This is a genomic window from Intrasporangium oryzae NRRL B-24470 (genome assembly GCF_000576595.1).
Classification (GTDB): Bacteria; Actinomycetota; Actinomycetes; order Actinomycetales; family Dermatophilaceae; genus Intrasporangium_C; species Intrasporangium_C oryzae.
Window position 1 is genome coordinate 109485 of sequence record NZ_AWSA01000005.1, and the last position, 23990, is coordinate 133474.

Genomic DNA, 23990 nt, shown 5'->3' on the forward strand with positions numbered 1-23990 from the left:
CCCTATGACGCTGCCTTGGGAGCGCGTGTCCTCCGGGGGGCGTCGGCGCTCTTGGCGGCCGCCGCGGTCTTCGACGCACGCTTCCTCGTGGTCGTGCTCTTCGACGCCGTCGTGGTGGCCGGGGCTCCAGGGTCCGCGGGCTTGGCGGCCGCGGGCTTGCGCGTCGTCGACGTGGCCGTGCGCCGTCGTGCAGGTGGGGTCGTGCCGGTGCTCGCCGGGTCGTCCGCGGTGCCCGGGTCGACCGGCCGCACGCTGAAGTCCCCGCGGGCGACGCGGACCCGCAGCAGCTCGCCGATCCCCGCGTCGCCGGGGTCCATGACGACGCGCCCATCGCGGTGCTGCACGACGGCATACCCGCGCTCGAGCGTCGACTGTGGAGAGAGCGCGACGACCTGGCGGCGCAGGTGCTCCACCTGGTCCGCGGCGCGGTGGAGTCGCGCCTCGACGCGCGTCGAGGCGCGCGAGCGAAGGTGCGCGATCTCGTCGCGCCGCGCCCGGACGAGAGCGACGGGGTCGGCCATGACGGGCCGGCTGACGAGCGCCCGCAGGCCCCGGCGCTCGCTCTCGATCCTGCGGTCCATGGCGCCGCGGAGGCGGTCGCGGGCGCCGGCGACGGTCGAGCGCTCGAGGTGGGCGTCGGGAACGACCTTCTTGCCCGCATCGGTGGGGGTCGAGGCACGCCAGTCGGCGACGAGGTCGAGCAGCGGCTGGTCGACGTCGTGCCCGATCGCGCTGATCACGGGGGTCCGTGCCTCGGCGACCGCCCGGACCATCGCCTCGTTGGAGAAGGGGAGCAGCTCCTCGAGCGCGCCGCCGCCTCGGGCGATGACGATGACGTCGACGGTCCGGTCGGCGTCGAGCTCGCGCAGGGCGGCGACGACCTCGGTCACCGCGCCGGCACCCTGGACGGCGACCTCGCGGATCGCGAAGCGCACCGCGGGCCACCGCCGGCGAGCGTTCTCGACGACGTCCTTCTCCGCGGCCGAGCTGCGGCCGGTGATGAGACCGACCGTGTGAGGGAGGAACGGGATGGGCCGCTTCCGATCGGCGTCGAAGAGCCCCTCGGCGGCCAGGGTGCGCTTGAGGATCTCGACCCGGGCCAGCAGGTCACCGATGCCGACGGGCCGGATCTGGCGCGCCTCGAGCTGGAGCGTGCCGCGCTTGGTCCAGAAGGTCGGCTTGGCCTGCAGCACGACCCGAGCGCCCTGGGTCAGCGGGACCGCCATCGCCGACACGGCGTTCATCGGGACCGACACGGACAGGGACATGTCGACGTCGGGGTCGCGCAGCGTGAGGTATGCCGTCGAGCCGCGCGGGCTGAACTGGACGACCTGCCCCTCGACCCAGAGCTGGCTCATCCGGTCGACGTAGTCGGAGATCTTGAGGCTGAGCACACGGACCGGCCAGGGCTGCTCGGCCGTCGTGTCGGCCGCTTTCTCCGGCAGCGGGTTCGTCATGCTCACCCGGGCAACACTAGGGGGCGGCCCCGACGCCGGTCGCCCCACCGGACGGCGTGATCCCGACCCCCGGAAGACGGTGCCGTCCCGGGGACCACGCCCGGCGGCATACGAACGGCCCCCGCGACCGGCGTCGCGGGCCGCTCCGGGGCCAGCCCCTACGATGGGCGCATGAGCGAGCCCGCACCGACCCCGTCCGTCAAGAAGGTCCTGCTGGCGGCGCCCCGTGGCTACTGCGCCGGTGTCGACCGTGCGGTGATCACCGTCGAGAAGGCCCTCGACCTCTACGGGCCGCCCGTCTACGTGCGCAAGCAGATCGTCCACAACAAGCACGTCGTGAGCACGCTCGAGAAGCGGGGGGCGATCTTCGTCGACGAGACCGACGAGGTGCCCGAGGGCGCCACGGTCATCTTCTCCGCGCACGGCGTCGCCCCGGTCGTCCACGAGGAGGCGGCCGCCCGCAACCTCAAGACGATCGACGCGACGTGTCCTCTCGTCACCAAGGTCCACCGCGAGGCCGTCCGGTTCGCCGACGACGACTTCGACATCCTGCTCATCGGCCACGAGGGCCACGAGGAGGTCATCGGGACGGCCGGCGAGGCGCCCGAGCACATCACGCTCGTCGACGGTCCCGACGACGTCGAGCGGGTCACCGTCCGCGACCCCGAGAAGGTCGTCTGGCTCTCGCAGACGACCCTGTCCGTCGACGAGACGATGGAGACGGTCCGCCGTCTCAAGGAGAAGTTCCCCGCGCTGCAGAGCCCGCCCTCCGACGACATCTGCTACGCGACCCAGAACCGCCAGCTCGCCGTCAAGCAGATGGCCAAGGACACCGACCTCATGATCGTCGTCGGGTCGCGCAACTCGTCCAACTCGGTGCGCCTCGTCGAGGTCGCGCTCGAGCACGGCGCCCGCGACGGGCACCTCGTCGACTACGCCGAGGAGATCGACCCCGCCTGGCTCGAGGGTGTGACGACGGTCGGCGTGACCTCCGGCGCGAGCGTCCCCGAGGTGCTCGTGCGGGACGTCCTCACGTGGCTCGCGGGCCACGGCTACGAGACCGTCGAGCCTGTCGTCGCGGCCGAGGAGAGCCTGCTCTTCTCGCTGCCGAACGAGCTGCGCCGCGACATCAAGCGGCTGTCCGGGGCCGACGCCGCGACCGTGCGCCACGATGCGGCGTTCGAGGACACCAGCTCCCTCCACTGACCTCGCAGGACCATCGCCCGACGACGAGGCCGGCATCCGCGGGGATGCCGGCCTCGTCGTCGCGCCGCAGCGTCGGAACGCGGTGGCGTCACGCGTGACTCGCTGGCCCCTTGCCGGCCGTGCAGTCCTCGCTGGCCCCGGCCGGCCTCAGCCGCCCAGGGCGCTGGTGAGCGCCGGGAGGAGGTCGCCCGGCTGGGGAGCCGCGATGTAGGACCCGCCGGTCAGCTTGGCGATCGCGGTCATCGTCTTGGCATCGGCCTTCGAACCGACGCCGATGATGACGACCTGGACCGGGCGACCCGACTGCTTGGCCGTCGCGAGCCGCTGCTCGAGGAGGGGGAGCGTGAGGCCATAGTCGTCCTCGTTGGGGCCGTCGGTGAGCACGACGACGCGGTTGGTGCGTCCCGTCGCCCACGAGCCCGCCGCCTGGTCGTAGGCCGCGGCGATGGTGTCGTAGAGGCCGCTGCCGCCGCCGACGGACTTCGTCAGGCCCGCGAGGGCCTTGTCGATGCCTGCGATGTGGCCGCCGTCGCCGAGCGAACCGTAGCCGAGGACCTGCTTGTAGTCGTCACCCTTCGTGCCGAGGTGGAGCGAGTAGAGCCAGAGCGCGAGGTTGGTGTCCGGCGCAGCCGCCGCGACCGCCTGAGAGGTGGCCCGCTGGATGATCTCCAGTCGCGTCCCGTCGGCGGCACGTTCGAGCACCGAGCCCGAGACGTCGAGCGCGAGCAGCGCCTGGGTCCTGGGCGCCGAGGCGGACCAGAGCTGGCGGACCTTCGAGACCGCGGCCGCCGGAGGGGCTGAGCCGATCGTCGCCGAGCCGTAGATCGGCTCGGGCAGGCTGGGGGTCGGGCCCCCCGGGGTGCGGAAACCCTGCTTCGCAAGGATCGTGCGTGCGTCGTCCGTCTGGAGGTAGTCGCCGAGAGCCTTGACGAGCGATGCGGTCTTGGCGTCGCGGGTGAGCGGCACGAGGGTGTATTCCACGGCTGCGGTGGCGTCGGTGGGTGCGACGGTCGCGAGGGCGCGGTCGGGGTTGGCCGCGTTGAAGGCCGACACCTCGGCCTCGGTCACCAGGGCCCCCGTGGCGGGCGAGCCCGAGGCGACCTTGTCGAGGTCGATGCCGGTGTCGGGCACGGAACCGCCCTTGGCAGCGATGGCCGACACGTCCTTGTCGGCCAGACCGCCGGCTGATGCCGCGGCGAGGCCGAGCGCCGCCTCGGCCGAGCGTCGCGGGTCGGACACCTGGACGGGGACCGAGCCGCCGAGGGTCGAGGACCACGTGGGGCGGGCGCCGGCCGACTCGCCTGCCGAGCGTGGCAGGGCCACGACGACGCCGCTCGTGGCGAACACGGGCCCGGCGGTGATGGTGCGGCCGGCCGTGGTCGTGGCCCGGCTCACCCACTCGGCGGAGTCGGTGACCCAGGCATCAGGGGACCCGGGACCCGAGACGGCTCCGGCGACGGCATACCCGTCGACGGCGTCGAGGTCGAAGGTCGCGCAGGGCCCGTCGGAGCGGTTGTTGAGCGCGTCGGTGACGGCGCTGAGGGCCGGGAAGACCGAGCTCGCGACCGCGAGCCGCACGGTCGCGGGGTTGGCGCACGAACGGGGACCGCCCGCAGCGGCGGAACTGCCTCCGGCCCCGCCGGAGCGGTTGCCGACGAGGGTCCAGGCGCCGACGCCCACCGAGGCGACGGCGAGGGTGCCCACGAGGGCGCCGATCACCGTCGCACGCCGTTTGCGGGACGCGCGCGCCCGCGCCTCCTCCTCGGCTCGTGCCCGCGACGTCCGCAGGCTCTGTTCGTACGGCCCGACCCGACGTTCCGGCACAACTGGTGCCAGATCGGGTCGAGGCCCCCCAGCCTCGCTCATGCTCCACCCACTCTCACGTCCCGCATTGTGCGTGGTCAGATGCACAATGTCCACACTGTCCACCTAAAAGTGGACGTTCTTGACGAAACCCCCAGGTGAGCCCCGGCGGTCGGTCAGGCGCTCGCCTCGCCGACGCCGCTCCCACGACTCCGGCGCTGGCGATCGACCTCGCGCTCGAGGTAGGCGGCGTCGCGGACCCCGGCCCCGGACCCGGCCGCGAGGTCGGCGGCCTCGGGCAGCCCGTCGCTGGTCCTCGGGTCGGGTGCGCTCAGGGCCGACCCGGTGAGCTCGGGGGCGCTGAGGGCTCGCGGCCCGACCTCGATGGGGTCGAGCGACGGCGGCTCCTCCGTCACCAGCTCGAGGTCGTGCATCCGGCGCGCGGTGACGAGGACGCGGGACTCGAGCGTGCCGACGAACCTGTTGTAGTTCTCGACGGACCTGGAAAGGGACTGCCCCATCGCCGAGACGTGCCCGCCGAGGCTGCCGAGCCTGGCGTAGAGGTCCTGGCCGATGGCGAGCAGCTCGCGGGCGTTCTGCTCGAGCGCGTCCTGCTGCCAGATCGCGCCGACGGTGCGCAGCACGGCGAAGAGCGTGCCGGGGGAGGCGAGGACGACCTTGCGCGACAGGGCGTGCTCGTAGAGGCCGGGGTCGTCGGACAGGGCGGCCGCGAGGATCGCCTCGCCGGGCACGAAGCAGACCACGACCTCGGGCGAGCGGGTGAAGGCCGTCCAGTAGGCCTTGGCGGCGAGGCTCTCGACGTGGCGGCGCAGGGCCGTCGCGTGGGCCGCGAGCAGCTCGCCGCGCTCGACGTCCGACACGGTGTCACCGTGGGCCTGCAGGAAGTGGGACATCGGGGCCTTGCTGTCGACGACGACGTGGCGCGAGCCCGGCAGGTTGATGACGGCGTCGGGACGGACCGTCGCACCGTGCCGGCTGACGCGCGTCACCTGCTCGTCGAAGTCGCAGCGGGCGAGCAGCCCGGACAGCTCGAGGACGCGCCGCAGCTGGACCTCGCCCCACGTCCCCCGCACCGTCGAGGCGTTGAGGGCGCTCGCCAGGGTCGCCGTCTCGGAACGAAGCGACTCCGTCGACCGGCTGACTGCCGTGAGGCGCTCGCCGATCTGGCCGAACTGCTGGACGCGGTCGCGCTCGAGCGCGCCGACCTGACGCTCGACCCGGCCGATCGTGTCGCGGAGCGGGGCCAGCAGCGCCGCGGTCGCGTCGTCGTCGTCGCGGGCGCGCTCGAGGTCGGCGACCCTGTCCCGGAGGACGTCCCGCTCGGCCTCGGCCCCGGCGAGGCCGGCGAGGAGGGAGGAGCGCGCGCCGAGCCAGGCGACGACCGCGCCGAGGGCGACGCCGACGAGCAGGCCGATGAGCAGGGAGGTCGTGTCCATGCGCTCACCGTGGCAGAGGCCACCGACAGGGCGGCGACGCGACACGGCCCTCGCTTGCGCCGGCCTCAGAGCCGAGGTCCCGCAGCCCATCGCGCAGCGTCCCCGTCGAGGTGTCCGCGGGCCGGCCCACCGTCGGGCGACCGGGTCTGTTAGACCTGTCCCCGTGACGGAGTACGACGACGCGATCCATCTCGAGCCCGGTTCCGCCCCCGACGAGCGGCATGGCGTCTTCCGCCAGGAGTGGATGATCGGCAGTGCCGTCAACGGGGGCCTCGTCATGGCAGCCGCCCTCACCGCCCTCGGCCAGCACCTCGCCGCCGACGAGGCCGAGACGACCCCGCACCAGGACCCGGTCGTCCTCAGCGCCTACTTCATGACGGCCTCTCAGCCCGGACCCTTCACCGTGACCACCGAGGTCATGCGCTGTGGCCGGACACTCTCGACGGGACAGATGAGCCTTCGCCAGCCCGGCCCGGACGGCGTGCCCGTCGAGCGGGTGCGGGCCATCGGTTCCTTCGGCAACCTCGACGCCGTCGACACGATCAAGCAGGCCGACGCGCCCGACATGCCGCCCCCGGAGCAGTGCCTCTCGGCCGATCAGGCGCCGGGCGCGGCCGACGCCCTCCGCCTCGGCAACAGCACGTTCCTCGACCGGCTCGACCTGCGCCTCGACCCGAGCACGGCCGGCTGGGCCGTCGGCAAGCCCTCGATGCGGGGTGTCATGCGCGGCTGGCTCCGTCTCAAGGACGGCCGCGAGCCGGACACGACGCTGCTCATGATGGCGCTCGACGCCATGCCACCGGTCGCCTTCGACCTGGGGCTCTTCGGCTGGACCCCGACCCTCGAGTTCACCGGCCACGTCCGCCGTCGCCCCGAACCGGGCTGGCTGCGCATCGCCCTGTCGAGCGAGAACCTCGGCGGCGGGATGATGGAGGAGGACGCCCGCATCTGGGACTCCGCCGGCCACCTCGTCGCACAGTCCCGCCAGCTCTGCGGCGTGCGCACCCAGCGCCCCGCCTGAGCGCGACCCGTCGCAGGAGGCAGCGGTGGCTGTCGACATCATCTACGAGACTCACTCGACCACCGAGGACAACGAGCGGGGCATCGCGACCGGCTGGCTCCCCGGGCGCCTCTCCGAGCAGGGTCGCCGAGAGGCGGTCGCGCTCGGAGAGCGACGCCGCGGCACCGGCCTCGCCGCGGTCTTCACCTCGGACCTCGCTCGTGCGGTCGAGACGACGGAGATCGCCTTCGCCGGCTCGGGCCTGCCCGTGCACCTCGACGCCCGGTTGCGCGAGTGCAACTACGGCGAGCTCAACGGCGCCCCCGCCGAGATGCTCCGACCACGCTCGCGCCACATCGACGATCCGTTCCCGGGCGGGCAGAGCTACCGCGAGGTCGTCGACGCCACCCGCGGCTTCCTCCGTGACCTCGCCTCCCGCTGGGACGGGACCACGGTCCTCGTCGTCGCCCACTCTGCCAACCGCTGGGCCCTCGACTGCCTCCTGGCGGGCAGGGCCGTCGAGGACCTCGTCGACGCGCCCTTCGAGTGGCAGCCCGGCTGGCACCACACCCTGCCGGTGCCCTTCCACGGCTGACCACCCAGGCAGCGACGCGCGGGGGAGCCCGGCAGGACGACGAGCGCGCGCGGTCGCCCGAGCCGGCTCAGCGGCATACGGGCAGGGAGGCGCGCGAGCCCGCGGCGTGGTCGGGAGGGGGCCCCGCGCCAACTAGACTGCTCGTCTTGTGGCACTCACCATCGGAATCGTCGGTCTCCCCAACGTCGGCAAGTCGACCCTGTTCAACGCGCTGACCAAGAACAACGTGCTCGCCGCGAACTACCCGTTCGCGACGATCGAGCCGAACGTCGGCGTCGTTCCGCTGCCCGACCCGCGCCTCGCCACGCTGGCCGAGATCTTCGGGTCGGAGAAGATCCTCCCGGCCACGGTGAGCTTCGTCGACATCGCGGGCATCGTCCGCGGCGCCTCCGAGGGGGAGGGGCTCGGCAACAAGTTCCTCGCCCACATCCGCGAGGCCGACGCGATCTGCCAGGTCGTCCGGGCGTTCGAGGACGGCGACGTCGTCCACGTCGACGGCAAGGTCAGCCCGCAGAGCGACATCGAGACGATCCACACCGAGCTCATCCTCGCCGACCTCCAGACCCTCGAGAAGGCCGTGCCGCGCCTCGAGAAGGAGGCACGGATCAACAAGGAGAAGAAGGCCGCACTCGACCTCGCCGTCGCCGCGCAGAAGGTCCTCGAGGACGGCAACACGCTGTATGCCGCTGGGCCGGCTGCCGGGATCGACCTGGCCGAGGCCAGGTCGCTGGGCCTGCTCACGACCAAGCCCTTCATCTACGTGTTCAACCTCGACGAGGACCAGCTCGCCGACACCGAGCTGCAGGCCTCCCTGCGCGACCTCGCCGCGCCCGCCGACGCGGTGTTCCTCAACGCCAAGCTCGAGATGGACCTCATGGAGATGGAGCCCGACGAGGCGCTCGAGCTGCTCCAGAGCTTCGGGGCCGAGGAGTCGGGTCTCGACCAGCTCGCGCGTGTCGGCTTCCACACACTGGGGCTGCAGACGTACCTGACGGCCGGGCCGAAGGAGTCGCGCGCCTGGACGATCGGCAAGGGGTGGACCGCGCCGCAGGCTGCGGGCGTCATCCACACCGACTTCCAGCGCGGCTTCATCAAGGCCGAGATCGTCTCGTTCGACGACCTCGTCGAGGCGGGCTCGATGGCCGCGGCGAAGGCGGCCGGCAAGGTGCGCATCGAGGGCAAGGACTACGTGATGGCCGACGGCGACGTCGTGGAGTTCCGCTTCAACGTGTGATTACTGGTGTCTGTGCAGGTCAGACGGCATGCATGCCCCTCGCGGTCCGCAAGGAGTCCGCAAGAAGTGCTGCCGCCGCCTTCCGGGTGCGGTCCTCGGCGGTGGGCCACAGGTGGGAGTAGGTGTCCAGCGTCGTCGTTGCCTTGGAGTGGCCGAGGGCTCGCTGGACGGTGACGACATCGCAGCCTGCCGCGATGAGTCCACTCGCGTAGAAGTGGCGCAGGTCGTGGAGGCGATACGCAACGCCAGTTTTCCTGCAGGCGGTGCGCCACCAGTGGCCGACCGTGTTCTGGTGCGGCGGTGGCTGCCCGTCGTCGGCGAAGAGCCACTCGCGACGGCCCGTGGCTTCCAGGTGCTGCAGCAGCATCTTGATGAGCAGGTCGGGCACGAAGACCTCTCGCTCTGACCCCGCCTTGGGCGGCTTGATCTCGACGACGGATCCGCGCTCTCGCTGAACTTGGCGTCTCACGCTGATGGTCCGTGACTCCGCGTTGATGTCCTCGGGCTTCAAGGCTGCGGCCTCCCCGAGTCGAAGGCCCGCGAACGCACAGACAGCGAAGAGGGGAGCGTGCTCCGAGGTGTCGAGGAGTCGTCCGACCTCAGCAGGCGCGGGGATGGTGATTGCCGATTCCCTGCGGCGTCGACGCGGTAGGGCGACACCGGCACTTGGATCCCGCGCAATGACATAGTCGGCCGCCGCCGCGCGTAGGACAGACCTGAGGTTCTGCATACGCGTATGCACGGTTCCTGGAGCCAGCCCGGCGTCAGTCATCCCCTTGATCCACATCTCCAGGTTTTCATGAGCGTCCCAGCAGCGATCCCCCTCGTGAGCGGCCGGCACCGCAACCGTGCCCTCGCCGCCGCCCGGCACGCCCGCGCCATACAGCTTGCCACGGAGGGACGGACCTACCAGGAGATCGCCGACGAGCTGGGCTACGCCAACCGCGGCACGGTATATCGCATCGTTCACCAGGCACTCGCCCGTGACCGGAGAGACGCGGTCGAAGACCACCAGCAGCTCGAGCTGGCGCGCCTGGACGCCCTGCAGGTTGCCCTCTGGGACAAGGCCCTCGCCGGTGACCTCGACGCGTGCCGCCAGGTGCGCGCCATCATCATGGCTAGGGTCCGCCTGCTGGGCTTGATGGAGCAGCCGAGGCCGGCTGCGTGGACGCCGCGAACGGTCGTCCTGTCGGCCGAGGACCGGGAAACGCTGGGACTCTGAGCCCCATTCGTTGCCTGTCGTGTGTTGCCCTGCGCGAGCTCGGCGACCACCAGCGCGTCGTATGGGAGTAGCCGGACCCCCTCACCGGTTCAGTCACATGCCCCAGCCGCCCGGCGTCGTTCCCGGCTGAGGGCCAGGCATGTCGCGCTCGATGATGTCGGTCTCGCCGCATCGCGTGCACGTGCGTCGGACGGTTCGGTCCGGTATCCGCTGTCGAGACCACCGGTGCCGAGTTAGCGTGCAGATCCAGTTGCGGCGGCCCATGGTTCGAGTGTCCTGCGTGTCCTCCGGATATGCCCAACGCACGGTGGTGTTGTCGGCGGAGGATCGGAAAGCACTGGGGCTCAAGCGGGCTCTAGCGCCCTCTCGTGGCATGTCTTGTGTTGCACGACGACGGAGGTTCCCAGAACCATCGACTCGGAGGGATCGGAGGGTTCGGAGGGATCGAGGGGATGGAGACCACCCCTCCTCATGGTCGACGGCACGGAGCCGTTTCACCTCGCGGGTGACCCATCAGTCACGAGGCACGGTCCACTAAGGCCACCGGAGCGGTTCATCGCGATCCCTCGGATCCCTCCAGGGAGCCGGCTGGAGACGTGGACGCCTCGAACGTGGTGCTGTGGGCCTCCGGCCCACGTGAAGGTCCACGGACCCCTCAACTTCGAGGGTGCAGGCAGACGCCGCACCGGCCGGCCGCCTATGCGCCCGCTCCCTCCGTGCTGGCGGCTTCCATGGCCCGCTCGATGGCGCTCGGGAAGCGGGTTTCGAAGTCGAGCAGTGCCACCCACTCCGGGCGGATGAACACCCGGGTCATCCTCGGGCAGATCGCCGCCAGCGTTGTCAGCCAGGCCTGCCCGGACTCCTCGCCGAGGTTGCGGTAGGTCATCGACTCGTACTCGGGGGCGATCCCCTCGATGACGTCCATCCGGACGGTTCCCCGGATCTCCAGCACCTTGTACGGCATCGTGTCGGTGTCGATGCACAGCGCGACCGACTGGCCATCACGCAGGGCCTTCAGCTTGGGCGCGTCCATCGGAGTCCCGAGGACGATCTCCTCACCGTTCCAATGGAACCCGATCGGGATCACCCGCGGTGTGCCGTCGGTCCACTGGTAGGCGAAGTGAGCCGGGATCGCGGCCCGCAGCAGCTGCTGGGCGACCGGCGCCTGCAGCAGCTCGAGGTTCCCCTGTTCGCTGGTCATGCTGTGCTCCTTTCTCGGGCGACCCCGGAAAAGGGGTCCTCTTCTAGGGTGCTCCGCATCGCGCCCGAGCGGACCTGAATGGGACGCTGCGCGATGTGCTGCCTCGTCACCCTTCCTGGAGGGGGCCTCAGGCATGCCAACGCCGCCTGGATGAGCCTCGAGGGCCCACCCGGGCGGCGATCGGCCTGCGTTCGATCTACTTCAGGTCGAACTGCGCCGGGTCGGACACGTTGACTCCGGCGATGTTGGCGTAGACGCGGTAGGTTCCAGTCCCTGGCAGGGTGGACACGTCCAGGTTGTAGATGTACTTGCAGTCCACCTGCCGGAAGACACCGTTGGTGTCCTTCGGCTGGATGCTGAGGGCCTCGTTCACCACGGCAGCCGCGGTGCCGTCATCCTTGGCCCACTGCAAAGTAGCCGCAGGCAGGTCGCAGGTCTTGGCGAACTCGCCAGGCGTGGTCACCGTGCTGATGACCTCGCTGGTCTTGCGCACGTAAAGGTTGTCGTTGACCGTCACATCGGAGACGTCTGCCTTCTGGTCGCTGGACCAGCCAGAGTCCAGGGCCAGGCCGACCCAGTTGACGTGGTCGGTCCCGACGACCGGGGTGACGGCGTCCTTGGTCGTGTAGACGGGTGCTCCACTTCCGGCGATCTCGAACCGGTTCGTGGCGCCCGTGGTGATCAGGTTCTGGCCGCTGCCAGAAGCGGCGCCGGTGCAGGACTGCACGCCGCCCGGGTCACCGTAGTAGACGTACACGTTCTGTGAGACGTTCTTCTGCAGCACTGGATCGAAATGGGTGACGTTGATCGTCCAGCGGAGCGAGCCTCCGTAGCAGTCGCCTTGAGTGAAGCTGTAGGTCGCACTCAGGTTGGTGATGTCGTTGAATGTCAACGAGGACGTGGGTGTGAAGACGGCTGTCGAGTAGTCGTCCTTGTTGGTGCTTGCATCGCCCGCGACATTGTTTGACCAGATCGACTCCCACACCGGCGGGTCGTAGTTCCGGGTCGTCGTGACGGTCGTTCCGGTTGCGCTGAGCAGGTCGAACTGCACGGGGATGACGCCGCGCTTGGCCGAGAACGTGCTCGTGTTGTCGGCGTTGATGGGCGCCCGCACGGCCGTCTTGTAGACGACGCCCCCCGACGCCGTCGAGGTCGAGTCGCTGTAGGTCTGGCTGGGGTAGAACCCCCACGCCCCCGTGGTGGTCGTGACTGCGCCCGCGGAGGCGGGCGACATCAAGGCGAGCGGCACCGCGGCCGCGGCCGCGACGAAGCCCACGCGTACTGCCATGGCTGATGGCCGGCCACGGCGACTATTGAACTTGAACATGTGAAGAGAACCCTCCCTTGACTCAGCGATCGCCGGGCACGTGCTCAACCTAAGTTCCACTCAGAAGGCGCCCTAGTGCCGAAAGTCCTTTATTCCCAACCAGATCCGGCCTCGCAAATGCCACCTAAGCCGTGAAGTGGTCCGTACCCTGACGGACCGCGGGCCTCAAGGTGCTGAGCTGATCAATGTTGGGATCGCGGCTCCGCCAGCGTCCGGGCCCCTGCTACCTCCGGCTTGGATGGGCAAATGAGACGGGGTCGCTCCATCCTGCTGCACGCTTCGCCTCAGGGGTTCCCGCCGCGGCGCTGGGGTCATGACCTTGTTGCCTGCGCTGCGTGCCGGCTCCGGGACGTTCGCCTCTTCCCCCACGCATGACCTCGGGGCGATGTTGGGCTCGCGGGACGCTCGCCGCCGATCCCCGGTAACCGTGGCGCCCCAGCAGGAGGACACCATGGAACCGACTCAGAGCACCCTCACCGATGCTGGACAGCGTGCCTTTGCCAAGGCTCACTTCGACGCGTGGAACGCGCACGACGTCGAGGCCTGCGTCGCGATGGTGACGGACGACGTCGTCTATGAGGACGCGATGTATGACAAGCCCGTCCGCGGCAAGGAGGAGATGGCTGCCCGGCTACGTGCGGTCTTCAGCGCCTACCCGGACATGCACTTCCCCGAGGACCTGGCCCACGTCTATACCAACGTCGAGGGCGGCGACTGCGTCCTGACGTACACGTTCACCGCGACGATGACCGGCGCCCTCGACGCCCCGGAGGGACGGATACCCGCGACCGGCAGGCACGTCGAGGTCAGCGGCGCCGCCGTGCATCGCTTCCGCGGTGAGCTGGGCAGCCACATCACGCTCTACTACGACACCCTGGGGATGATGCAGCAGCTCGGCCTGCTGCCTCAGACCAACGGGCTCGGCTTCAAGGCCGTGGTACTGGCCGACGTCCTGGCCGGCAGGACGAAGAAGGCCCTGCACATGACGTGACGGTCGCTCAGCCGCGAGCGATCATCATGGCGCGGGTCCGGCTGCTGGGCTTGGTGGAGCAGCAGCCAAGACGACCGGCCGGGGGAGGCCTCGCACGTTGGTGTCGTCTGCTGAGGACCGGGAAGTGCTGGGGTTCTAGCGGGCTCGGGCGCCCTCTCGTTGTGCATGTCTCGTCTCGAACGGCGATGGAGGTTCCCAGAACTATCGACTCGGAGGGATCGGAGGGGATGGAGACCACCCTGCTCCTGGTCGACGACGAGGAGCTGCTCACCTCGCGGTGACCATCAGTCACGACCTGTCTCCGGTAATCAGCCTGGCTGCTTCGGTCTTCCTCCAGTCGGTCAGAGCGGACGGCGCGCCGGCCTGAGGCGACTAACCGGTGCGCGGCAGCTCCCGGGCGTGTCCCCTACCGTGGAGTGCCTTGCGCCGGCTGTAACGGCACGACCTCGGTCCACGCGTTTGCTGCCACGCGGTAGGCCCACGCGTCGCTGCCCTTGCGCCAGGCGTCGCCCGTCCGGACCTGCCCGCCCAGCACCAGGACACGGCCGTTGACGACGTCGTCGACGAGGCCGTGACCGATGCGCGACAACGGTCCCACGGTGAGCGGGATGTGTTGCTCGGTGCCATCGGCGTTGAGGACGACGCTGTAATCCTGCTCCGAGGAGGTTTGCTTCGGCCAGTCGGTGCCCGGTCGGGGGGTGGCCCACTTCCCGGTGGTTGCGTCGAAGGTTGCCACGATGGCGTCCGAGAAGACGACGGTCTTGCGGCTTGCCGCGTCGTAGGTCATCTCGGTTCCCCGGGGGAAGTAGCCGAAGTTGAGCGCTGGGGTGGACCCGGTGACCTTGGTCCAGCTTCGGGAGGCGGGGTCGAAGGTCCAGGTCTGGCCGTAGAACGGGGTCGGGGAAGAGCTCGTGGAGTCGTCGCTCGGACCGGGGAGACCGTGCTCGTTGAAGAGCAGCTTGAGGACGATCTTGCGAACGGAGGCATCGAACGCGGCGACGGCGTCGGCACCCGCCGGTGGCCGAGGCTGGCCCTGCGGCAGAGTGGACCAGGTGTTGTTCGCCAGGTCATATGCATCCAGCTCGCCGGTGTAGGACCGGTATGCATACACGGTCCGGCTCACTTCATCCATCAGGAAGAGATCTCGCGCAGTGGGCAGGTCCTGTCTTGATGGGCGGTCCGAGTCGCCGACGACCTTCCACGTCGCCGTCTGGACGTCGAAAGTGGCGACCTTGGAATCACCGAAGGCATACGTGAGGTCGCTCGCCGGGTCGTAGAGCACGTGCACCGATCCGGCGGGGGGAGATCCGGTGGTGGTCGGCTCGGTCCACCGGCCGGTACAGACGTCCAACGTCCAGGTGCGGCCTAGCTCGTCCAGGACAACCACGCGTGCTGACTGAGCGTCCATGGCCGCCGACACGCCGTGGTCGGACAGCGAGGGTCGTGCGCCCGACACGGGCCCCGGCTCGTCGGGACGGCTTCCCTGCGGGCAAGTGGCCACCCCGCCCTGCCGTGTGCTCGGCGTCACGCTGACCCCGCTACTCCCCGGCCCTGTTAGTCCGCATCCAGCCAGAAGCGCCATGCTCGCCAGGGCGACCGCGGTTCTCGACCACCTGCACATGCTGACCATCCCGTTTCACGTCACACTTCACGCTAGGAGCCGGCCGGAACCAGCCCCAGTGGAAAGTCCCGCGACGCAACCACTCGGGACGTAGCGGCGAACAGTCCGCCTCGAACGTGCTCTTCTGCCGCGCCGAGGACGTCCTATCCGGTCGGTCTTGCCTACCAGCTCACTGGACCAGGGTCTCGTAACCAACAACGCACACGGGCTGGTGGTGGAGGCTCATGGCGAGGCGTGCAGCCCTCCATGCACAGCCAGCTCAGGGAGAAACCCTGCTCACCGCGACGCCACGAGATGTCGTCGGCGTTGAAGCGTCGGTCCAGGCTGTAGGCCCCGCCGGGATAGCGCTCCCAGCCGGCCCGTGCGGAGCGGGTGGTTCAGGCTTCGCCGCCTTGGTCCGGGTCGTCTTCTTCGTCGTGCCGTTCGTCCTCGAGGTCCTGTACGAGGTCCCAAGCTCGCTGGTCACGTCCTTCGGCGTCGTTGTCGTCGAGGTCGTTCATCGCTTGCGCGAGAGCCCAGTCCGGCGGGGGCAAGCGGTGGCGGGGGTCCGGGCTTGAACTCGTAGACATGTCCTCTGACTCCCCGCTCCGCGGCTGCTCATGTGTATCCATCCTGACTCATCCACCTGAGTTCCGCCCCACCGTGACATCGGAGCAGCGGTGGGCACCTGATGTCGCAGTACAAGATGCGGCAGAAGGCAGCGTTCGAGCTGCTCCGGCAGACGCGCCAGGATCAGAACCGCAAGGGTCTACATGCTGGCTTTGGATCTGGTGAGCACCGGCGATCTCACGAGGCGAAGGCGGTCGCCGACGAGCTGGGGTACGCAAACCGCGGCAGGGTGCACCACATCGTCCACCAGGCGCTGGCCCGTGACCGGAAAGAAGCGGTCGAGGACCACCAGCAGCTGGAACTGGCGCGGACAGGCCCGGCATCTCTGCGTGGTCGTTGCACTGCCGCTTGCGGCGGACTTGACCCATCGACTGCAATTCGGATAGTGGCCGTCATAGCCGTACTTGCGGGTCTGAAACGTGCGGGGCCAAGGTCGGCCCTTTTGTCGTCGCCTTCTCGCTAGGTTGCCGGCATGTGGTTTCGCGAAGTTGAGGTGCCGGACGAACTGGTCGAAGCGGCGACGGAGGGCAAACTCGTGTTGTTCGTCGGCGCTGGGGCATCCCTTGACGAGCCCTCAGGACTTCCCAATTTCGCCAACCTGGTTCGCGACGTGGGCGCGCGTGCCAACAGAGTCCCGACGGATCGCGACCTGGAGCGACCGGACGTGTTCTTGGGCGACCTTGCAGATCTTCAGATTGACGTTCACGCACTGGTCGCGAACGCGATCAACAAGCCCGGCAGTCAAGCGAACCGCCTCCACGGAGCCGTCATTGATCTCGCGCGGGTGCACCCCAACCCACGGGTGGTCACCACCAACTACGACTTGCATCTCGAAGGAGCCGCCAGCACCAAAGAACTGGATCTAGACGTCTACCGCGCGCCCGCGCTACCGGTCGGCGACGACTTCACCGGCATCGTCCACCTGCACGGAGCCTTGGACCAACCCCTTCGTAAACTGGTGGTGACCGACGAGGACTTCGGCCACGCCTATCTTCGCGAGGCATGGGCGGCCAGGTTCCTCGACCGCATGTTCTCAGCCTTCTCCGTCGCCTTCATCGGCTACAGCCACGGTGACATCGTCATGCAGTACCTGGCCCGCTCCCTCGGCCGCGAAGGACGACGATTCGTCTTCACGCACGAGTCGGACAGTCGCGAATGGCGGCGGCTCGGGCTACGACCCGTGCAGTACCCGGTTGACGGCAGGTCCCATCTGGCGCTGGTCGACGGGCTTGAGCGCTGGGCCGAACTCACAGCGTGGGGACGACTCGTTCATCGTCGCCGTATCGCCGAACTGGTCAGCAACGGCCCACCCACCATTCCCGAAGAGGTCTCGTATCTCGAGCAGGCCATCGGTCACCCGGAACGGGTCCGCTACTTCACCGAACGGGCCCGTGGGTCGGACTGGTTGTTGTGGGCTGCGAACCGCCCCGAGTTCGACCGGCTATTCGACCCAGCGGTCAGCTCCGACGAAGACCGGACGGTCACGCAGGCGTTGACAGGCTGGCTGACCGATCAATACGTAATGGACGAGAAGGAATCGCCTACCGCCCTTCGCCTCCTTCGCAGCCGTCCGTGGAGCCCCGGTATGTGGGACACCCTGGCGCATCGGCTGTTCGCACAGAAGCAACGCGTACCTGACTGGCAGGTGCCGTGGCTCGTCCTCGTCCTGCATCGCTCTCCAGCCGAACACAGCGATCTGCTCGACATGTTTCTATGCAAGGAGTCGTGGCAGGAGCGCCCCGATCTCGCGCTCATGCTGTTCGAGCACCGCACGCGGCCACTTCCTCGGCCGAGCGTGGACTTCGGTCCCTCCAACGACGCGCCTCGGTTCGAGGTTGCATTCGTCGGCGACGGCTACTGGCTGGATGAGGCGTGGAGAAAGGTGCTCATCCCACTACTGCCCCAGCACGCGCCCGAAATCCTCGACCTAGCGGTTCGTCAACTGCGGGACGCCCACCGCCTTGCAGGGGCGCTCCACCCCGGATTCGACGCGCTGACCTTCGGTCGCTCAGCGATCGAACCACACCCCCAAGATGACTTCCGTGAGGCAGCCGACGTCCTGATCGATGCCGCGCGCGACAGCCTCGAACAACTGCTCCACGCTTCGCCCCACGAGGCTGCTGCGACGGTCGAAGGGCTCGCTCGCGCGAAGGAGCCCATCCTCCGCCGCCTCGCGGTGCACGCATGGCGCCAGCGCCAGGACCGGACCCCTGACGACAAGCTTCGCTGGATCCTCGACGAGAACTTGCTCTACGAACTCGACCTCCAGCACGAGGTCTACATGCTCCTGGAGGACAGCCTCGCGCGTGCCTCGGATGACGTCGTCGGCCTGCTTTTGGGGCACGCGAAGGAGGGGCCACAGGACGGGGCGGAACACTCGCCGTACGGCCCCTATAACTTGCTGGCCTGGCTCAACAGGGTCGCACCGGAGAACGTCACCATTGCAGACGAGTTCGCCAGGCTGCAGAAGGAAAATCCTGTGTTCGCGCCCCGGGAGCACCCGGATCTCAACGTCACCATGACGTCGGGGTTCGTAGAGAACGCGGAGCCGTTCACGCTCGAAGAGCTCCATGCGCTAATCGAGTCGAATCCGGCCGATGCGTACGCCGCCATTCGGTCCTACGCAGCTACCGGCGAGTTCCTGCCCACCGGCCCCTCATGGACCGGAGCGCTGAACGCGCTACGCGGATGCGTGACCCACTACCCGGGCGACGGGATCCGACTGGCCAGCGTGCTGGCGCCGGATGACGAAGACGTTCGCAAGACCCTTGTTCGCGCCTGGGGCTCGGCTAACTTGTCAAGCCCAGCGGAGCAGCCCAGCGGCGTGGAGCCCGCCGAGGAGAACCGACCGCAAAGCCACGACGTCACGCCCCAGGACGTACTCACGGTGATTGGATCCTGGCCGCTGGACGCAGTGAGATCAGCGGTCGCCAACTTGTTCGCGCGCGGCGGCAACGCCGAACACCCGACCGCATGGCACACGCTGATACCGGCCCGCCGCCTGGCCACTGACCTCTGGCCCACAACGGAAGTCGCCGGCAACATCGTGGACAGCGAGGACCGCTACATGGAGGCGATCAACCATCCAGCTGGCGATCTAGCCCAGTTCTGGATGAACGTGGTCGCCCACGAATGGCGGACCCACACCGATACGTGGTCCGGTATACCCGGCGACCTCCAAGCCGAGCTCGACCGGATGGTTCACGATCAGTCGCGTAACGGGCTACTAGCCCGTGTGCTGCTGTCCACGAGACTCCGCTTCTTCACTGGAGCCGATCCCGCTTGGGCGAAGTCCCGCCTCATGCCACTGTTTACGTGGGATCGCGACACCGCGAATCACTTCGAGGCGCGCGGAATCTGGCGGTCTTTCGTGCGGTTCGGTCAATACGACGACCAGATCCTCGCCGAGGGTCTGCTCGACGCGATGCTGGCGACGATGCGCCACGCGAACGACCTCGGCGATGACAATGCCGTTGCCCAACTGGGGCGCCAGCTCGCCACTGTCGCACTGAAGTCCTCGCTGGACCCGAGGAAGTGGTTGTCCACGCTCACGACCGACGCGCCCAGCCTCCTGCAGTTGGCTTGGATCCGGTCAGTCGGCCGACAACTGAGCGAAATGGACCCGAAGGACGCCTCCGCCCAGTGGACTCGCTGGATCAGGGAATACTGGAGCGGGCGGATCGCCTCCTTACCGCGACCACTGACGAAGGACGAGTCCTCTGCCATGGCACTGTGGGCGCTGGGACTGCCCGCTGACCGACTGGCGGCTGTCGAGCTCGTGGAACGCACCGACGCCGGACTGGTCAAGGACGACCGCGTCCTGGTGCACATCGCCGGCTCTGGCCGGGAGAACGACGACCTACAGCGCGACCCTGTGACGTGGGGGCGTTACCTGATCCACCTTTTGCGGGGCACCACGGATCCACCTTGGGCGCTGGACCACTACCTGCGCGAGATCGTCGGCGTGCTGCGGCCGGTGGCACCTGCACCGCTGCTCGCCGATCTCATCGAGGAGGCCATGCGCCTCGGGTGCAGTGACGCCGCGGATTGGTGATTGCCCCTGCTGGGCAGGAGGCAGCAGGTCCCTGGCACGTACCACGGGACGGAGCGCGCTTCCTATGGCTGGAGTGCGGTCGGCCACTCGATGGTGACTGACTCGGGGTCGAAGGCCCTCCCGTTGCCAGAGCCGACGGGCTGGATGGTGATGCGCATGCCGAGCACGCGGATGATGCGCTTGCGGGTCTCGACATCGGCCGCGTTCCAGGCGTCCTCGATGCCCGTCCCGGCGAAGTCGGCGAGCTCCGGGTTGGGCTGGGAAGCCGCCAGCCGGGCGCGCTCGTGGGTGAGCTGTGGCTTGAGGCGTGCGGAGACACGGCGGAGCTGGTCCCCGGTGATCGTGTCGTCGGCGAACTGGTCGGCGGCGAGGGCGAGCTTGGCCTCGATGGCGGCGATGCGTTCCCGGGCGTGGCTGGCGGTGGTGGGGTCGCCGCCGAGCAGCCGGACGCCGTCGCGCTCGAGCACCCCGAGGACGACGCGGGTGACGAGGTCGTCGACGTCGGCCATGAGCCGGCGGACCTTCATGCAGCCGGCGTGCGTGCACGCGTAACTGTGCGGGTAGATCCGGGTCCGCCCGTTCTTCAGGACGTAGGTGTACTCGTTCGTGCCGACCACGGGCCGGCCGCGGACGCCGCAGTGCGCGATCGAGGTGAGCAGGTACCTGGCTTCGGTGCCGCGGTTGTTGGTCCGGCGGCCGGGGTCGGTCAGCAGGGCGACGACGCTTCGTCGGTGGGGTCGGATCCTGCCGTTGATCAGTCCGCAGAGAGTCCGCAAGACGCTCGAATGCCGCCAACTACTACCAGCACCTTCCAACGGCATATGAGCAGGTCAGAGGCGTGGGGACGAACCACCGGGCACGAAAGATTCGTATATGACGCGTTCCGCTTCAACGTGTAAGGGAAGACGTCCCCGGGGGGTAGACGAGTCAATGGACATGCCTACCGCGGTTGCCTCTGACACCAGCCCGACGTACAATTTTCTGTACAGGAGGCAGCCATGAAGACGATGAGTTACACCGAGTCCCGTGCCCACTATGCCGAGGTGCTCGACGCCGTCGCCAACGACCGTGAAGAGGTCGTCATCACCCGCGCCGGGCACGAGCCAGTTGTCATCGTCTCCCTCGATGACTACGAGTCCCTGCGGGAGACCGCCTACCTGATGCGGTCGCCGGCCAACGCCCGACGCCTGCTCGACGCGATGGAGCGCCTCGAGGCCAGCCGAGGCCAAGCCCACGATCTCATCGAGACCGAGTGACGTGCTGCTCGTCTGGGACGAGAATGCCTGGGACGACTACCTGTGGTGGCAGGCGCAGGACCGCAAGGTGCTCAAGCGCATCAACGCCCTGCTGGTCGACATCCAGCGCAACGGCAACGAAGGCATCGGCAAGCCCGAGGCGTTGAAGCACGACTTCGCCGGCTACTGGTCCCGACGAATCACTGATGAGCATCGCATCGTCTACAAGATCACCAGCGATGAAGTCCGAATCGCTGCCTGCAGGTACCACTACGGGTAGCCGCTCGATCTGCGGCAGTTCTGGACGTTCGCTGCCAAGATCGAACGCAAGGACCCGGAGCTGCCCAAGGTGAGCGCAGCGCTGTGGCGGTCTGACGCCATCGTCCTCGTCGACTGGCCGATGTCAGTCCACCTCAATGGCGTCCCGATTCCTCACCCGGCCGAGAAGCAAGCACCACAGGGCCTACGCACCCGGCTCGATGCCGGTGCCCGGACGGCCGGACGGTCGGGCCGGTCGGGCCGGTCGGGTGGCCACGGAGGGTCTAGCCTTCCGCCTCCCGCTCCATCGCGTCGAGGCGCGTGTAGTAGTCCGGGATCTCGCGCAGGTGGGCCAGGGCGATCTTCGCGGTCAGATCCTCGTCGTCGTGGGTGACGTCCGTGTCAGGGTCGACGACGCCGTGCTCGAGCTCGACGCCCAGCCCCAAGCGGAACTGCTCGAGGTCGACGTCGCCGGAGGACCAGTCGATGCCGACTCGCTGACCGATGGCCCGAGCCTGCTGTTCGGTGAATGAACCGTGTGCCACGGTGCACCTTCTCTCATCGTGTTCGCTCTCCCAGCCGACTCTGCCGCGCAGGTCGCTGCGCCGACTCACCCGACGCGGATGACGCGGATCAGTCGATCTACCGGGTGAGTGATGGACGATGTCACCGCACCCGCGTGGGCTGTCGGATCAGGGCGTGGCTGTTCGTGGAACGAGTGAGCAGACGTCCACGAGGGACGTTGCGCGGCACTGGAGGATGATTCGTATGCAGTACCTGCTTTCCGTCATCGACGACACGCCCGACTCCGGCACCCCGGAGGAGATGGTCGACATTGACGTGTTCAACGAGGCCCTCCAGACCGGAGGCCACTGGGTCTTCGCGGGCGGCCTCGGGGGACCGGACACGGCCACCGTCATCGACGGCCGGGGTGCCCAGGCGGTCTTCACCGACGGCCCCTTCGTCGAGACGAAGGAGTGGCTCTCCGGCTTCTGGATCATCGAGGCTCCCGACCTCGACGCGGCACTGAAGCTCGCCGCCGCGGGATCGAAGGCCTGCAACCGCCGGGTGGAGGTGCGCCCGTTCCTGTGAGCACGGTCGACGTGGGCGACGCGGTCACCCGGGCCCATCACGAGGAGTGGGCCAGGGTGGTCGCCACCCTGGCCCGCCAGTTCGGAGACCTCGACATCGCCGAGGAGGCTGCCGCCGAGGCCTTCGCGACGGCGGTAGAGAGGTGGCCGGCCGACGGTGTCCCACCCAATCCGGGCGGCTGGCTCACCACGACCGCGCGCCGCAAGGCCCTCGACCGGATCAGGCGCGAGAACAAGCGCGACGACAAGCAGAGACAGGCGCAGCTGATGTACGACGACCCGCGCGAACCGGTGGGAGCGATCAGTGACGAGCGGCTACGGCTCATCTTCACCTGCTGCCACCCGGCGCTCGCCCCGGAAGCCCGCGTCGCCCTGACCCTGCGCATGGTCGGCGGCCTGAGCGTGCCGGAGATCGCCCGCGCGTTCTTCGTGCAGGAGTCCACGATGGGACAGCGCATCACCCGAGCGAAGGCGAAGATCAAGGTCGCCCGCATCCCGTACCGGGTGCCGTCGGCGGACGACCTGCCGGGACGGGTGTCAGCCGTGCTCGCGGTCCTCTACCTGATCTTCAACGAGGGCTACCTCGCGACCGGCCCCGACACCGATCCCCTGCGCCACGAGCTCACTGCCGAGGCCATCCACCTCGCACGACTGCTCCGCGAGCTCATGCCGGAGGACGGTGAGGTAGCGGGGCTGCTGGCGCTGATGCTCCTGACCGAGGCCCGGCGCGCCGCCCGGGTCTCGGCGGACGGCGAGCTGGTCACTCTTGCCGAGCAGGACCGTGGCCTGTGGGATACCACTCTCATCGCCGAGGGCCATCGGCTGGTGAGAGAGCGCCTGGCCACCGGCCGACCCCCGGGCCGATACCAGGTCCTGGCCGCGATCAACGCCGTCCACACGTCTGCTCGGGATGCCCGGGACACCGACTGGTCGCAGGTCGTGGCCCTCTACGACCTTCTCGCCCGTCTCGACCCGTCGCCCATCGTCGCGCTCAACCGGGCCGTCGCGATCGCAGAGCTCGACGGTACGGACGTTGCACTGAGGATCCTCGACCGCATCGACGACGCGTTGTCCGGCTACCACGCGTACTTCGTCGCCCGAGCCGACCTCCTGCGACGGGCCGGTCGCAGCGAGGAGTCGCGGGCGGCATACGACCGAGCCATCGCGCTGGCAGGCAACACCGCGGAGAGGGCGTACCTGACCCGCCGCCGCGACGAGCTGGGCTAGTACGGCCCCCTCATATCCACTTCGACGGCGTCCACGTACCCGCATCGGCGGCATGTCAGCAGCACCGTGTGATCCGCACGCTGTTGCCGATGCCAGCGGTGTCCGATCAGCATTCACAGAAGGTTCCGAGCCATGGTCCAAGCATGCCGCTCCCCTGGGTGTTTGCACCCAGCGTGAACCGGCGCCGTACGACAGCCGAGCTCGGAACCTTGGCCTCGGGCCAATCGACTCCAGCACAGCCGTGAGACGTGACCGGGGGCATGAACAGGCGACACCGCGCCACGAGCCGGGACACCACCTTCATACCCTCAACGGTACGGGCCCACACACCCCAACGATCGGCGCCACGCCGTCTGGCACCGTTGCCGAATTCCATTCTGGGACAGCGGGATTGGGTGGTAC

General features: G+C 68.8%; 21 protein-coding genes. 11 read left to right on the forward strand and 10 right to left on the reverse strand.

Annotated elements, in window-relative coordinates:
* Nucleotides 1-2 precede the first annotated feature (2 nt).
* Complete coding sequence (gene xseA, locus N865_RS03555) at nt 3-1457, reverse strand: exodeoxyribonuclease VII large subunit (protein WP_084327900.1); 1455 nt, start codon at nt 1455-1457, stop codon at nt 3-5.
* Between the two features lie 171 nt (nt 1458-1628).
* Here xseA and N865_RS03560 point away from each other — a divergent pair, with 171 nt between their 5' ends.
* A complete protein-coding gene (locus N865_RS03560; RefSeq protein WP_034801645.1) occupies nt 1629-2663 on the forward strand; it encodes a 4-hydroxy-3-methylbut-2-enyl diphosphate reductase in 1035 nt (344 codons plus the stop codon).
* A gap of 147 nt (nt 2664-2810) precedes the next feature.
* On the opposite strand, the gene N865_RS03565 is transcribed toward N865_RS03560, so the two are convergent.
* Together N865_RS03565 and rmuC are read right to left on the reverse strand one after the other, a co-directional pair.
* Nucleotides 2811-4382, reverse strand: a complete 1572-nt coding sequence (locus N865_RS03565) for a substrate-binding domain-containing protein (RefSeq protein WP_169735688.1) — start codon at nt 4380-4382, stop codon at nt 2811-2813.
* Nucleotides 4383-4642: 260 nt separating this feature from the next.
* On the reverse strand, nt 4643-5923 hold the full coding sequence (gene rmuC / locus N865_RS03570; protein ID WP_084327902.1) for a DNA recombination protein RmuC: 1281 nt from the start codon (nt 5921-5923) through the stop codon (nt 4643-4645).
* Nucleotides 5924-6086: 163 nt separating this feature from the next.
* On the opposite strand from rmuC, the gene N865_RS03575 reads away from it, so the two are divergent.
* The 3 genes from N865_RS03575 to ychF all read left to right on the forward strand — a co-directional run bounded on the left by N865_RS03575 (nt 6087) and on the right by ychF (nt 8752).
* Nucleotides 6087-6944, forward strand: a complete 858-nt coding sequence (locus tag N865_RS03575; RefSeq protein ID WP_034801650.1) for a thioesterase family protein — start codon at nt 6087-6089, stop codon at nt 6942-6944.
* 25 nt (nt 6945-6969) lie between these two features.
* Nucleotides 6970-7518 carry a histidine phosphatase family protein gene (locus N865_RS03580; RefSeq protein WP_034801652.1) on the forward strand — a complete coding sequence of 183 codons (549 nt, stop codon included), beginning with the start codon at nt 6970-6972 and terminating at the stop codon, nt 7516-7518.
* Nucleotides 7519-7666: 148 nt separating this feature from the next.
* Nucleotides 7667-8752, forward strand: coding sequence for a redox-regulated ATPase YchF (gene ychF, locus N865_RS03585; RefSeq protein ID WP_034801653.1), 1086 nt, complete (start codon nt 7667-7669; stop codon nt 8750-8752).
* A 19-nt stretch (nt 8753-8771) separates the two neighbouring features.
* Here the strand turns inward: ychF and N865_RS03590 are convergent, their stop codons facing one another.
* Entirely contained in the window at nt 8772-9539 is a 768-nt protein-coding gene (locus N865_RS03590) for a tyrosine-type recombinase/integrase (protein ID WP_084327903.1), read from the reverse strand.
* A gap of 12 nt (nt 9540-9551) precedes the next feature.
* Between N865_RS03590 and N865_RS03595 the strand changes: the two genes are divergently transcribed.
* Nucleotides 9552-9974 carry a helix-turn-helix domain-containing protein gene (locus N865_RS03595; protein ID WP_169735689.1) on the forward strand — a complete coding sequence of 141 codons (423 nt, stop codon included), beginning with the start codon at nt 9552-9554 and terminating at the stop codon, nt 9972-9974.
* Between the two features lie 697 nt (nt 9975-10671).
* Here the strand turns inward: N865_RS03595 and N865_RS03600 are convergent.
* Together N865_RS03600 and N865_RS03605 are read right to left on the reverse strand one after the other, a co-directional pair.
* The gene (locus N865_RS03600) at nt 10672-11175 is read right to left on the reverse strand and encodes a pyridoxamine 5'-phosphate oxidase family protein (RefSeq protein ID WP_034801655.1); all 504 of its coding nucleotides are present in this window, start codon (nt 11173-11175) and stop codon (nt 10672-10674) included.
* A gap of 196 nt (nt 11176-11371) precedes the next feature.
* Nucleotides 11372-12463 (reverse strand): hypothetical protein, encoded by a 1092-nt coding sequence (locus tag N865_RS03605; RefSeq protein ID WP_157557542.1) that lies wholly within the window; start codon nt 12461-12463, stop codon nt 11372-11374.
* A gap of 490 nt (nt 12464-12953) precedes the next feature.
* Here N865_RS03605 and N865_RS03610 point away from each other — a divergent pair, with 490 nt between their 5' ends.
* On the forward strand, nt 12954-13493 hold the full coding sequence (locus N865_RS03610; protein WP_034801657.1) for an ester cyclase: 540 nt from the start codon (nt 12954-12956) through the stop codon (nt 13491-13493).
* Between the two features lie 406 nt (nt 13494-13899).
* Here the strand turns inward: N865_RS03610 and N865_RS03615 are convergent, their stop codons facing one another.
* Nucleotides 13900-14913 carry a Kelch repeat-containing protein gene (locus tag N865_RS03615; protein WP_157557543.1) on the reverse strand — a complete coding sequence of 338 codons (1014 nt, stop codon included), beginning with the start codon at nt 14911-14913 and terminating at the stop codon, nt 13900-13902.
* A 578-nt stretch (nt 14914-15491) separates the two neighbouring features.
* A complete protein-coding gene (locus N865_RS23695; protein WP_281173475.1) occupies nt 15492-15614 on the reverse strand; it encodes a hypothetical protein in 123 nt (40 codons plus the stop codon).
* 581 nt (nt 15615-16195) lie between these two features.
* On the opposite strand from N865_RS23695, the gene N865_RS03620 reads away from it, so the two are divergent.
* Nucleotides 16196-19777 (forward strand): SIR2 family protein, encoded by a 3582-nt coding sequence (locus N865_RS03620; protein ID WP_034801659.1) that lies wholly within the window; start codon nt 16196-16198, stop codon nt 19775-19777.
* 62 nt (nt 19778-19839) lie between these two features.
* Here N865_RS03620 and N865_RS03625 read toward each other — a convergent pair whose 3' ends face one another.
* Complete coding sequence (locus N865_RS03625) at nt 19840-20553, reverse strand: hypothetical protein (protein WP_051510059.1); 714 nt, start codon at nt 20551-20553, stop codon at nt 19840-19842.
* A 222-nt stretch (nt 20554-20775) separates the two neighbouring features.
* Here N865_RS03625 and N865_RS03630 point away from each other — a divergent pair, with 222 nt between their 5' ends.
* Nucleotides 20776-21033: a type II toxin-antitoxin system Phd/YefM family antitoxin gene (locus N865_RS03630; protein WP_034801661.1), complete on the forward strand. Its 258-nt coding sequence runs from the start codon at nt 20776-20778 to the stop codon at nt 21031-21033.
* 1 nt (nt 21034) lies between these two features.
* The gene (locus N865_RS03635; protein WP_034801663.1) at nt 21035-21292 is read left to right on the forward strand and encodes a Txe/YoeB family addiction module toxin; all 258 of its coding nucleotides are present in this window, start codon (nt 21035-21037) and stop codon (nt 21290-21292) included.
* A 262-nt stretch (nt 21293-21554) separates the two neighbouring features.
* Here the strand turns inward: N865_RS03635 and N865_RS03640 are convergent, their stop codons facing one another.
* Nucleotides 21555-21815, reverse strand: a complete 261-nt coding sequence (locus tag N865_RS03640; protein WP_034801665.1) for a DUF5661 family protein — start codon at nt 21813-21815, stop codon at nt 21555-21557.
* A 223-nt stretch (nt 21816-22038) separates the two neighbouring features.
* On the opposite strand from N865_RS03640, the gene N865_RS03645 reads away from it, so the two are divergent.
* Together N865_RS03645 and N865_RS03650 are read left to right on the forward strand one after the other, a co-directional pair.
* Nucleotides 22039-22362 (forward strand): YciI family protein, encoded by a 324-nt coding sequence (locus N865_RS03645; RefSeq protein WP_034801667.1) that lies wholly within the window; start codon nt 22039-22041, stop codon nt 22360-22362.
* Complete coding sequence (locus N865_RS03650) at nt 22359-23588, forward strand: RNA polymerase sigma factor (protein WP_034801669.1); 1230 nt, start codon at nt 22359-22361, stop codon at nt 23586-23588. The genes N865_RS03645 and N865_RS03650 overlap by 4 nt, the downstream gene beginning before the upstream one ends.
* The last annotated feature ends 402 nt before the right edge of the window (nt 23589-23990 follow it).

Bases quoted from the DNA above. Each gene is read 5' to 3' on its own strand.
- xseA (WP_084327900.1), bottom strand. From the start codon at position 1,457: ATGACGAACCCGCTGCCGGAGAAAGCGGCCGACACGACGGCCGAGCAG.
- N865_RS03560 (WP_034801645.1), top strand. From the start codon at position 1,629: ATGAGCGAGCCCGCACCGACCCCGTCCGTCAAGAAGGTCCTGCTGGCG.
- rmuC (WP_084327902.1), bottom strand. From the start codon at position 5,923: ATGGACACGACCTCCCTGCTCATCGGCCTGCTCGTCGGCGTCGCCCTC.
- N865_RS03590 (WP_084327903.1), bottom strand. From the start codon at position 9,539: ATGTGGATCAAGGGGATGACTGACGCCGGGCTGGCTCCAGGAACCGTG.
- N865_RS03595 (WP_169735689.1), top strand. From the start codon at position 9,552: ATGAGCGTCCCAGCAGCGATCCCCCTCGTGAGCGGCCGGCACCGCAAC.
- N865_RS03600 (WP_034801655.1), bottom strand. From the start codon at position 11,175: ATGACCAGCGAACAGGGGAACCTCGAGCTGCTGCAGGCGCCGGTCGCC.
- N865_RS03605 (WP_157557542.1), bottom strand. From the start codon at position 12,463: ATGGCAGTACGCGTGGGCTTCGTCGCGGCCGCGGCCGCGGTGCCGCTC.
- N865_RS03610 (WP_034801657.1), top strand. From the start codon at position 12,954: ATGGAACCGACTCAGAGCACCCTCACCGATGCTGGACAGCGTGCCTTT.
- N865_RS23695 (WP_281173475.1), bottom strand. From the start codon at position 15,614: ATGAACGACCTCGACGACAACGACGCCGAAGGACGTGACCAGCGAGCT.
- N865_RS03620 (WP_034801659.1), top strand. From the start codon at position 16,196: ATGTGGTTTCGCGAAGTTGAGGTGCCGGACGAACTGGTCGAAGCGGCG.
- N865_RS03630 (WP_034801661.1), top strand. From the start codon at position 20,776: ATGAAGACGATGAGTTACACCGAGTCCCGTGCCCACTATGCCGAGGTG.
- N865_RS03645 (WP_034801667.1), top strand. From the start codon at position 22,039: ATGCAGTACCTGCTTTCCGTCATCGACGACACGCCCGACTCCGGCACC.